At 57.8% G+C, this 11239-nt stretch carries 9 protein-coding genes; 4 read left to right on the top strand and 5 right to left on the bottom strand.

What is annotated here, in order from left to right; all coding sequences use genetic code 11:
* Positions 1–15: 15 nt before the first annotated feature.
* The 4 genes from AC0L2F_RS32395 to AC0L2F_RS32410 all read right to left on the bottom strand — a co-directional run bounded on the left by AC0L2F_RS32395 (position 16) and on the right by AC0L2F_RS32410 (position 6785).
* Entirely contained in the window at positions 16–5571 is a 5556-nt protein-coding gene (locus tag AC0L2F_RS32395) for a trifunctional serine/threonine-protein kinase/ATP-binding protein/sensor histidine kinase (protein ID WP_473251160.1), read from the bottom strand.
* A 150-nt stretch (positions 5572–5721) separates the two neighbouring features.
* Positions 5722–6045: a hypothetical protein gene (locus tag AC0L2F_RS32400; RefSeq protein WP_007600143.1), complete on the bottom strand. Its 324-nt coding sequence runs from the start codon at positions 6043–6045 to the stop codon at positions 5722–5724.
* Positions 6042–6341, bottom strand: coding sequence for a HipA domain-containing protein (locus tag AC0L2F_RS32405; RefSeq protein ID WP_377789684.1), 300 nt, complete (start codon positions 6339–6341; stop codon positions 6042–6044). Before AC0L2F_RS32405 ends, AC0L2F_RS32400 begins: the two co-directional genes overlap by 4 nt.
* Before the next feature lie 126 nt (positions 6342–6467).
* Positions 6468–6785: a HipA N-terminal domain-containing protein gene (locus tag AC0L2F_RS32410; protein WP_473251161.1), complete on the bottom strand. Its 318-nt coding sequence runs from the start codon at positions 6783–6785 to the stop codon at positions 6468–6470.
* 1682 nt (positions 6786–8467) lie between these two features.
* Here AC0L2F_RS32410 and AC0L2F_RS32415 point away from each other — a divergent pair.
* From AC0L2F_RS32415 to AC0L2F_RS32430, 4 genes are all read left to right on the top strand, one after another.
* Positions 8468–9097, top strand: a complete 630-nt coding sequence (locus AC0L2F_RS32415; protein WP_088941395.1) for a response regulator transcription factor — start codon at positions 8468–8470, stop codon at positions 9095–9097.
* 84 nt (positions 9098–9181) lie between these two features.
* The gene (locus tag AC0L2F_RS32420; protein WP_473251162.1) at positions 9182–9571 is read left to right on the top strand and encodes a response regulator transcription factor; all 390 of its coding nucleotides are present in this window, start codon (positions 9182–9184) and stop codon (positions 9569–9571) included.
* Between the two features lie 258 nt (positions 9572–9829).
* Positions 9830–10033, top strand: coding sequence for a hypothetical protein (locus AC0L2F_RS32425; RefSeq protein ID WP_035973637.1), 204 nt, complete (start codon positions 9830–9832; stop codon positions 10031–10033).
* 664 nt (positions 10034–10697) lie between these two features.
* Positions 10698–11030, top strand: coding sequence for a hypothetical protein (locus AC0L2F_RS32430; RefSeq protein ID WP_473251163.1), 333 nt, complete (start codon positions 10698–10700; stop codon positions 11028–11030).
* Here the strand turns inward: AC0L2F_RS32430 and AC0L2F_RS32435 are convergent.
* On the bottom strand, positions 10976–11239 hold a 264-nt coding region (locus tag AC0L2F_RS32435; protein ID WP_473251164.1), incomplete at its 5' end, for an integrase core domain-containing protein. The genes AC0L2F_RS32430 and AC0L2F_RS32435 overlap by 55 nt on opposite strands.

Here is an 11239-nt window from a genome sequence, read left to right on the forward strand (position 1 = left end):
TTCGGCCTAAGACGTTCAAGAAACCTGTTTCCCCTGATCGACGCCCTCCGGCGCAACCGGCATGCTGAACTGAAAGACGGCCCCGTGAGGATCATTGGCGCCCGCCCACATCCGGCCCCCATGCGCCTCAATAATGGAATGGCAAATGGCCAGCCCCATGCCCATGCCTTCTGACTTGGTGGTGTAGAACGCCTCGAACATGCGGTCTGCGCTGTTTGGATCGAGTCCTGGACCTGTATCCCGAAAGCTGACCAATACATTATTCGAGCCATCTGTGCGCGTCGTTATCAGTAATTCGCGTTCGCCTTCGTTGATCTCGCTCATAGCCTCGATGGCATTCGTGATCAGATTGAGAATCACCTGCCGTACCTGAACGCGATCTGCCCGAACGAGCGGCAAAGCCTCAGGCCTTCGGGTTTGCACCCACACGTCATTTTGTGCAAGTTCCGCGCGGACTAGGGCCAACACCTCTAAGATCAATTCGTCAATTGCAAGAAGCTCGGTTTGCATGGGCGCTTTGTTCAAAAGAGCGCGGATCCGACGGATCACGTTTCCTGCGCGCATACTGTCACGAACAATCAAACCGAAGGTCTGCCGAACCTCTTCCAGATTTGGCGGTTGAGCACCGAGCCAATTTAGCCCCGCCCCCGCATTACTGCTGATCGCGGCAATCGGCTGGTTCACCTCATGCGCGATCGAGGCGGCCAGATGTCCCATTGTCGTGATCCGATTGGCATGTGCAAGGCCCATCAGGGTCTCGCGATAGCGCCGTTCGCTTTCGCGGGCCTCCGCTTCCGCTCTCTTTCGTTCTGTCAGGTCCAGGACGAAGCCAACACCTTGGTCCTCTCGCGCATCGAACACGGCGAGGCCAATGAGCACTGGCACGCGACTGCCATCCTTCCGAACATACTCTTTCTCGAACTGCTGAACAGCTCCGGTCCTTTTTGCTTCTGTGTGAGCATCCATTGTGCGCTCGTGCCATTCCGGAGGCGTCAGATCGAGACCGTTCACTCGGCCTGCGAGGAGATCTTCTTGCTCGTATCCAACCATCGTGAGGAAGGCTTGATTTGCTTCGATGATCTCGCCCCCTTCGTGAATGATAAAGATTCCGATGATGTTAGCGTCGAGCAAGCGCCGGATTTTCGCCTCCCGTTGCTGAACTTCGCTGTACAACCGGCTGTTTTCGAGCGCTGTTGCAGCTTGAGAGGCAAGCATTTTCTGCATTGATGTTCGGGCAGCCGAGAATATGCGCGGGGCGAGATTATTCTCCAGATAAAGTACGCCGATCAGCTTGCCCTGCGTGATGAGTGGCAGGCAAAGAATAGAACGCGCTTTGCGCTCGCGGATATAAGGATCTTCGGCAAATGAAGGCTGGACGACAGCGTCTTCGAGAACCACGTTTTCGCGGACACGTAGCACGAAATGCAGCACGGATTCGGGAAGAGCCATCGGAGTTACGGGCTGTTCATCCACCTTTATAACGAGCGCATCTGCTACCGTTTTGCCTTCCGCTTCGATCCGTGGCTCGTCGCCATGCAGCAGAATCAACACACCTCTTTCGGCGCCGGCCTGCTCAATGGTAGTCCGCATAAGCTTGTCAATTAGCTTCTGAAGCACAATCTCGCCGGAAATCGCCTGCGACACTTTGATCACCGTCGCCAGATCAAGTTGCTCAACCGGAGCTCCGATCGTCATGCCATTCACGGCAAGCGGGGGCTCCTGATGCATGAGATGCGGATGCAGCTCCTCGAGTTGACGCACCTTACCATCCGCTCCCCAACGAAGGTAGCCGCGCCGCGCGTCCTGCAGGTAAACCCGGGAGATCCTGGCAAAACCGCGTGCAGCATAAAAGCGCGCTGCAAGTTCACAAGCGATCCCCTCGTGGTGGGGGAAACCGTTACGTCCTGCGGTTTGGATTGAGTGTTCGTACAGTCGCATTGCGTCTGCATCCCGGCATTCTAACCTCGCAATTTCAGCGCCGACCAAGGCAGCCCGATTCTCGAAGTTGTCGGGGCAATTCGTCGCCCATGTCTGCAGTTGCCTGTAATGAGCATCAATGACATCTCGGTGTGGCTGTTGTTCGCCTTCGCCCAGCCTGTCGCAATAACACGAGTGAGACAGCGCACCATAAAAGTGAAACTCCGCGGTCAAGGGCTCTGTTGGTATGGTCCATAGTTTGGGCTCGGCCTTCGAGCGAGCCTCAACAGCCGCAGCATAATCGCCGGATAGGAAGCGCGCCTGAAGTTTGCGGATCCAGTAAACGGTTTCGCTAGGTGACTCCGGACTTCCTGCCAACGATCGTTCAACGTCTAGCTCGTCAAATTGTTGGTCGTCGAAGCAACCGAGCGAGCGCGTGAGGCCGCGCATGGTTCTGACGATTGCGAGCTGAGCGGCTACCGCCTCAGCAGCAAATTGTACCTTTCTGTTCCGGATCGTAGCAGCGCTTTTCTCTAACTCGTTCTGTACCTCTTTCAGGTGATCTCCGGCCATCATCATACTTCCGGTTAGATGGACCGAACTGTACGCCTCATAGATGACATCACCGCTACTGACCGCGGCTTCGAGGGCTCGCCGGATCAAAACTCGGCCGTCTCTAAGCGGCTTCGTCCACGGGATCACGGTGGCTCCGACGGCCAAATAGACGTGAGCCCGAAAACGAGAGAACTCGCCGCGATCAGCCAGATCGCAAGAAAGACGACCAAATTTATCGGCCGCTTGGTAGTCACCGAAGCGTCCGGCCGAGATTCGGCCTAACCATGCGTAATGGGCGCAGGAAGCATCAGTGTTGCCGTATTCGAGGCTGATGCTGACTGCTCGGCAGATCACTAAAGCGGATAAATTGGCGTCTGTGAAACCTGCAGCCGGAAGAATCCGCGTCAACACGGCGAGCGTGGCAAGCTTGGCCTGGTCTGTCATTCGAGGCAAACCAGCAAGATCCTCGATTGCGTCGGGCAGCTGTGACCACATCCGCTGATATTCGGCCAGCATTTCATGGTCCGTCGGACGCTGCGACCACTCGATCCCGACGTCGCGAAGATATTCGAGACCTATGAGCACTGCCCGGCCGTGCTGACCCAGCGTCAAGTAAATATCGACCCGCAAACATGCGACCGTTGCTCGTTGTGGCCCGTTCAAAGCTCGCTTCGACAGTGCGGACAAGAGACGCTCTGCAATCTCCAGCTGGCCTACCAAGAATTCGCATTCGGCCCGGCTGGTCTCGAGTGCGAACGCGAGCTCGCGGCGCCTTTGCCAAAAATTGGGCGCGAGCAGCGCAGCACCGACGGTGAAATATGCTAGCGCCGAGGCGTAGGCCGCCGAGGCCTTGGCACGCTGCCCTGCGATCAAGTTCAACTCGGCGAGCTGCTCTCGCTCCTGACCGGAAGCGATGAGCGCGACGCCTCGATTGAGCTGACTGACAATGTCGAAGATGGCCTCTTCGCGTTTGTGCGCAGGGATGTGTGCCGCGAGCATCCGACCGATCCGCAGATGGGAAGGAGCGCGCGAGGATTCCGGCATCAGCAAGTAGGCCGCCTCTTGAACGCGATCGTGGACAAAGCGGTAGGCTGTCCCATGCCGCACGATCAGTTCCTGCCGGATTGCCGGCCACACGGTCGCGTGCACTTGCTCCTCTGGAATTTCGAGCACAATCGCAAGCTCCGCCGTCCCGGCGATGTTGCCGAAACAGGCCAGCTGTTGCAGCGCTTCCTGCGTTTCCTTGGGCAGCCGGATGAGCTTGCCGAGCATCAGATCGACGACGTTCTCGGTGTACGCTTTTGCGTGAATTCGCTGCAGATCCCAACGCCAGCGCGCCGACACGTGATCGAACGTCAACAGCTGCTCTCCGGCTAGTTCAGACAAGAATTGAACGGCGAAGAACGGATTGCCCATCGTCTTCTGATGCACCAACTTCGCAAGCGGGGCAGCGCGTTTTGGTCCGCAGCGAAGGGTATGCGCGACCAACTGCCCGACGTCGTCTGCGCTGAGCGGCGATAGCGTGATCTCCTGTAGATTTAGGCCGGCTCTCCCGATGGACTCGAGCTTGCGTTTGAGCGGATGATCTGCATCAACTTCGTTGCTGCGGTAAGCTCCAATAAGCAGCAGGTGCAGATCCGGCTGGGTCAGCAGATCCTCGATCAGGTCGAGTGTGGCGGCGTCATACCACTGCAAATCATCGAGGAAGAGCACCAATGGATGGGTTCGCCGGGCGAACACGCCAATAAAGCGACGAAACACGAGCTGGAAACGGATTTGCGCTTGGCGGGCTGGAAGCTCAGCAACCGCGGGCTGCTCGCCGATAACAAGGCTCAAATCGGGGATCAATTCGACCATCAGCCGTCCATTCCCACCGAGCGCCTCCCGGAACGCCTGCCGCCAAGTCGCGAGTTCGCCCTCACTTTTGCTGAGAAGAGGACGCACAAGGCTCTGAAAGGTCTGCACTAGTGTCGCATATGGCACATCGCGCTTCACTTGGTCGAATTTGCCTGATGCCAAGAGCCCGCGATAGGGCACGAGTACTTTGTGTAGCTCCTGGACGAGCGAAGACTTACCGATGCCGGAATAACCGGCAACCAGCACCAACCTCGGCGCGCCGCTCTTCACTGCTCGATCGAAAGAGCCAAGCAAGGTCTCGATCTCGCGGGCTCTCCCATAGAGCTTCTCGGGGACGATCAACCGATCAGGTGTGTCGTCTGCGCCAAGTTCAAAAAGCTCGATGCGACCATGGTTGGCCCATGCTGCCAGACAGTGTTGCAGATCGTGTTCAAGGCCAGCGGCAGTCTGGTAGCGTTCCTCGGCGGTTTTCGCGAGGAGTTTCATCGCAATTTGAGAGATTGGCTCCGGGACATTTTGCGATTTCTCGAGGGGCGGTGTTGCTTTTCTTGCAATATGACAATGAATCCACTCCAACGGGTCTGAGCCCGTGAACGGCAGCGCGCCGGTCAGCATCTGGTAGAATATCACCCCAAGTGAATAGAGATCACTGCGAGAGTCGACCGAGCGATTCATTCGTCCGGTCTGCTCGGGCGCCATGTAGGGCAGCGAGCCGGCGATGAACTCGGCAGGCTCAAGCGGCACCCGCTCGCGGGAAAGCCGGGACGCCAGCCCGAATCCGGTGAGTCGCACTTGTTCGTCAGGACAATTGACCAGAATGTGACCGGGTTTCAGGTCCTTGTGGATTAAGCCGCGGCGGTGGAGCTTGCCCACGGACCTCGTGACACCAATAGCAAGGCGCAGGAAGCGCTGAGGCTCCATGCCGACTCCAACTAAGTTTAGCAGCGGCTCGCCGCATGGATCCTCCAGGACCAGCATGGTACGACCAGCTTCCCGGATGAGTTCCAGAGGCCGCACCGCCCATGCCTCATCTAGCTCCTCTCTCAGCTCATACTCGTGGGCGAGGCACTCGATCGTGGCGGGGTGTTCCCCGGTGGGCCGCACGAGAAGCACGACAGCCTTGCTGCCGTTGATTTGCCGCCACGCACGGCAGAACACACGACCTCCGTCCCTCCACAGGGGCTGGATGTCGTTGTCGAGACTTGAGCCGAACACATTTCGGCTGGGAGGGGCGCGCGGCATTTGCCTGACCAGACTAAGAAGACGCGCGCCAAATCTGACACATAAGAGGCGCCATTGTGAAGGAACTTCACAAAATTCGCTGCAGGGTCCCGATCATGGCCGCCAAAGAGAGCCCGCAGCAAGCACAATATAACGGACGCAAGCTGTATGTTAGAGCCCGATCGTGTCGATCGAGCGCAGCCCTGCGCGCAGCTCGAGCCCGGGCGGCGGCTCCGGACTACGCAGCGCGCCGGCGCGGAAGGAGTCCTTCGCGATAGAGCGACTCAAGCCGAAGGCTTCCCACGCCAAGGACAGCGGCTCGATTGACGTGTGGCCGAAAATGCCGCCACTAACAATGAAGTTGTTTGGCACGTCTACTTTGAAGAGGAACAACTCGCCCGGCTGGAGCGCCCGAAACTGCGTGGTGCCGCTGGGTTGCCACGAAAAGGTTAAAGATAGCTGGAATACCGGGCCGCCCTCTGATTCGTATTTCAAGGCGGCGGCACGGACAAAGCCTGGCAGCAATCCTCTTGAGGCAAATGTAGGGGACGGTTGTCGCCGGTCCAGCGGCGATCGAACCTCTCAACCACGAGCACACGGTTGCCTTCAAACTCCTCAATCGCGATGGCGGCGCTCGGAAGTCCGAGAGCTGCTGTCAGCTGGCAGAAGAACTCATTCTCGACGCTGTAGGAAAGATTGAGGCCGTTCGGTAGTCGGTCAATCCGCGGTTTGAGAATGTCCGTCGTGGCTGTAGTCGCCAGCGGCTTGTACCAACGCCCTTTCCAGAACAAGAGCGCGGTCTTTTCCTGGGCGCCGGCGATCGAGATCCGAAAGTCCTCGTCCTCACCAAGCTCAAGGAGAGCCGATGCAAAGGTCGCCGAGAAGCCGGGCGATTCTCGTCGTCAACGGGTCTGCCGTCAACAGCCGCGGCAGCGCCCGGGTTCGATGCCGTCCGGCAGGAATTGCAATGGGCCGACGCAGTCCCGTCCGACACCAGTGAGTAGGTCGTAAGCGTCGATGCCCTGAGCGTGGACTCGCTCCGCCATACGATGGCGGATGGGCATGCTGTCGGGCAGGAGATTGTCGGAAACGGCGACGACAGCGGCACCGATATAGCGGTCCCTCACGCAGAGCAGAAATAGCGACACGGGCAGCGCATGCTCCCAGGCAAGCCAGGACGGATCGTGCTGAAAGTCGATTGCGCCGACGAATGGTGTTCTGCAATGCGCGTTCACCGGCTTCGGATGAGGAGAGCACAAGGTTCGCTTTGTGGGCAATCTCGGATCGGCACATACTTTGATCCGTCATCTCCTCGACGAAGATGGGTGCGCTGCCTAAAACCCAGCGACGCTCCTTACAAGCTGGGTTCCAGCGAGCCCTTCTTCGATAGCCCTTTCGAACGGAGACGGCTGCGATCCTGAACGACGTGTTCCTTGCCCTGACCAAGGCCGGCCACCAGCCTTGGATTGGCGAACAACCCCGCAATGTCAGCATGACAGTGGGCCGTTAAGACGATCTCGTTCACGCTCGACCACCCGGGGCCAGGACGCAGGCCAACGGACGACTCCAAACACCGCATGAAGCTTCCGAAACCCTCCGACTGGAGATCCAAGCCACTGGAGAACAGCGGAACGCCTTCTCGTCCCAGTCGCGCTGCGACAGATCTAACTTGCCAACTACGAACTCCACCTAGTCGGCTCGAGAGATGCTAACTCGATCAATCTACAAGACATGTACAACGTGACCCTACGTACGATTCAAGCCTTTCCCGTCTGTGTGAAGTAGCAGGGAGTCACCATCTACTTTGGCTGCTAAACGAGTCTCAGTTTTGCCACGCGGGTCACATCATCTGGGACACCATCACCACGGATGTACTGGCGATGTGGGGCGAACCCGGCACACTTCTTCTCAAAGGAGTGCGCCGGGCCGCCTTAATGAGTTGCGTCGGAAGATTGATGAGCTAATGGGCGGTTGGCGGCTGCTCCAAGCGGACCGCTCGAGCCAGTTTCAGCCCTATACTGCGGCATTGAGGAGCTAAGCTTCGAATCAGCGTGCTCGATACGCACCTATGGTGCCCGCCAATCCCGCGAATGCGCCCTCTCCATTTGAATTACACACATCATCCTCGGATACGAGCAGCGAAGCAATCGGCAGGACGCACGAACGTGGGCGCCCCCGCAGCTCGAGATGATTACATTTCCTACAAAGCACGACCGAAAGGACTTGAATCGCACCATGCGTCAGGTTGTACGAAACCGATGCAAGGTGCTTTCCCAAGCTCGCTAAAGACGCAACTCACAGGCGCTCTGACGACGCAAAAAAAGAATTTATGTGCTGATGCCGCTGCTACTCGTTCTGATGTCCATTTTCTTTACTGCGGGTGCGATAGTCTACGCCTCATGCCGATCTCAACAACGCCGGCGGGATCGGCGCATGCACAGGCACATTGGCCCCAATTCGCTCAGCTCGCGCCCCCGCGTGCAGCTACCCAGGCGGCGGGCATTTTGATCCGGCCGCTTAACGAGAGTCCGCCGACGCCTCATGCGCCTGAACGGGGATGCCAAGCGGCATCCGCCGCCAGCTAGAGCGAGCGCCTCAACTTGGCTGCTGATTGATTTGATCAATGCCGCCGGGCCGTTCCAACGGGACGGCGGACAGACGGAAGCCAGTTCTCGACCACTCGGGCCCTTTTTGCTAGACTTTCGTGATAATGTCTTACGCACGCAAACGGCTGGCCGTTCGCATACCTGGAAGATCTCAGAGATTTGCACTGCGCGAAAGCTCCTGAGAAGGCCGCCACGAGCAACCTTTGGTCGTGGCTCCACGGAACTTCTATCACGATTGCAAATGTGAGGCTTTTATCGTGACCAAGCGCTCTGAACCGCGGAAGCAAGCCGCAACTGTCGAAGGGCCGGAGGTGAGACCGAGCGTGTTGGTCGTCGACGACGACCTCTCAATGCGCGAATCGCTCGTCAACCTGTTTCGTTCGATCGGTCTAGACGTTGTTGCTTTCGGATCGGCCCAGGAACTGCTCCAGAGCGAGCTTCCTGATGTTCCCAGCTGCCTTGTGCTTGATATCAGACTGCCGGGCTTGAGCGGGCTGGAGCTCCAGATTGAATTAGCCAAACTGAAGGTTCACATTCCCATTATTTTCATCACCGCTCATGGCGATATTCCAATGACCGTCAAAGCGATGAAGAATGGAGCAATCGATTTTCTCGGCAAGCCGTTTCGCGATCAGGAATTGCTCGATGGAGTGGTCGCAGCGATCGAACAGGATCGCAAGAGACGAGCTATAGACAAGGTTGTCACGAAGCTGCAGTCCTTGTTCGAGGCTCTAAGTCCACGAGAGCAGGATGTCTTGAGACTGGTCGCCACGGGCCTCTTGAACAAACAGGTAGCCGCGGAACTCGGGCTTGCCGAGATTACAGTCAAAATCTACCGGGGGCACGTGATGAAGAAGATGGGTGCTCGATCACTAGCCGATTTGATTAGAATGGCGGAGAGGCTGGGAATTGGGACCGACCGTTTCAGAGTACAAACCTAAGTATGATTTTACAATTTCTTCGTACACGCGCACCCTTCAGCTGGCCGCCGTGCTTCGGCCAGTGCCTTCGCCCAACCAGGACGGGTGGTCTTGTCTAACACTATTTCCGTTGTCGACGATGATCCTTCAATTCGTGTCGCGCTGAACAACCTCTTGAAATCACAGGGCCACATCGTTCATACGTTTGCTTCGGCTGAGGAATTCCTGGAGTCGTCTCAATTGAACGGCACGTCCTGTGTAATTGCAGACGTGCAGATGCCCACGATGAGCGGCTTTGAACTTTTAGAACAGATGCGGGCCCAAGGCCACGCTGCGCCATTCATTTTGATTACTGCCTTCGCGGATGATCGCACGCGAGCCCGCGCTTTGAGCGCCGGCGTGACCGGCTTTTTCGCTAAACCGTTTCCCGCTCGGGACTTGATGGCTTGCGTCGATGAAGTACTTCGCGAGCACCGTCCCGGAACAGACGCGTGAAAGCGGGGCAAGCAATCTGGACCAAGCCGCACCCGCGCAGCGCTCACGATGTCGATCAACGCGCGATTGCTCGTGCTTACCCCGTGCCAGTGGCGACCATCACCTTTCCATGTAGCCGCACTCCTGTCGCTGTTGTCGCACTTTCGACGTCTGGTTGAAGCACTTGCTAGTTCGGGCTCCTGACAACATGCCTCTCGTATGATCGCGTAATCCGACGAGGCCGAAGCGCTCGTCGCGTTAACCCAGGAGCGCGCGATCTTGAGTGCGACAACCATTGCTGAGTTCGGCGCGAAAGCGCCACGGGTCCGGCCGCCGAGTTGGGGGGAAAAGGAGGCGGCGATCGCGGCCAACATCACGGAGTTTGTCAAGACGTTCGCTGCGGAATTCCGAGAAGCCGCAAAGACGTATGTTGGCAGATCGAATGTTGGCGGATCGAACGTTTTGCACCGCCAGATCCGCTAAATTCGGTTCGATCCCAGCAACTCTTCGGACTGAAGCACCGGAAGCACCGGAAGCTTACGCATCTGTTGGAATGACAACACAAGTGCCGCTGGCAGATTCGATCTCAAGCCATGCCCTTGCTGCCGAACGCATCCACGCCGACGACCCCCCGCGATTGTGTCGACCAAGCGCAAGGCCAAAACCGGTCGGGCGGCGGGCGTGTCCTTCTAGTCCCTGAGACCGTGGCCTGAGCATGTCGCTTCCGGCTCGCGGTCCATGTTTGCCCGGAGGGCGTCGGATCTTTCCGAGTCAGATGAACTTTTCGGATCACATCCTCCCTCCTTTCCACGATTTATCTATATATCCTGATGCAAGGTACCGCACGCATGCGCAACGTCTTCGCGCGCGGCTAGGTAAACCTGTTCGCGAAAGGTGACTTAACACGGGGGCCGTCGCTGGATGGGGACGAAGCTACTAGAGATGGTAGCTTTGTTCCGCCTGGTTCTCAGGTAACCCGTTGGAGCTGATTTTCAGATGCGCTACGCGCAACCCAAACGATGCCCAGAGGCGAGGAACCCGCGGTCATGGCCTGCCAGTCCTGCACGATGTTGGCCCGCGTTGTTTCATCGGGCAGATTGTCCGGTCGACGCGACGACCGCATGGTTGGAGTACACAGGGGCGCCGAATGAAGACAATTGAAACGCTAGAGTCCAATGTGCGCGCGTACTCACGTTCCTTTGTCTTCAATGGGGCGCGCGGTTCAATTATGTTCACAGAGGGCGGCCGAAAGGTCATTGACTTTCTGTCTGGCGCTGGAGCGCTAAACTATGGCCACAACAATCAGCAGATCAAAGCAGCAATCAGCGACTATCTGGAGTCGGACGGGGTCGTCCACGGCTTGGACATGGCCACTCCAGCGAAAGTCGAATTCATGGAGACCTTTGGTGACCTGCCGCTGAACTTTCATCCATTGGCGATTAGAGTCTCGGCGGATGTTACGCCGTTTGGCGCGGGGTGAACAACGTGCGATCGGCGGAGCTGGTCGGGGTTGCGCAGCCGGTCGCACGTTGCGGTGAGGTTGGCGGAATAGGCCGCGGGTGTTAGATAGCCCAGCGACGAATGCGGGCGGTGGCTATTGTAGTCATCGGCCCACGCCGCAATCCTGGTTCGGGCGTGATCAAGGCCGAAGAACAGGGTTTCGTTGAGAAGCTCGTCTCGCATCCGGCC

This window comes from Bradyrhizobium sp. Ken64 (assembly GCF_055807555.1).

What these genes read in the sequence shown, in the direction of transcription:
- AC0L2F_RS32395 (WP_473251160.1), bottom strand. Translation starts at nt 5,571, where the DNA reads ATGCCGCGCGCCCCTCCCAGCCGAAATGTGTTCGGCTCAAGTCTCGAC.
- AC0L2F_RS32430 (WP_473251163.1), top strand. Translation starts at nt 10,698, where the DNA reads ATGAAGACAATTGAAACGCTAGAGTCCAATGTGCGCGCGTACTCACGT.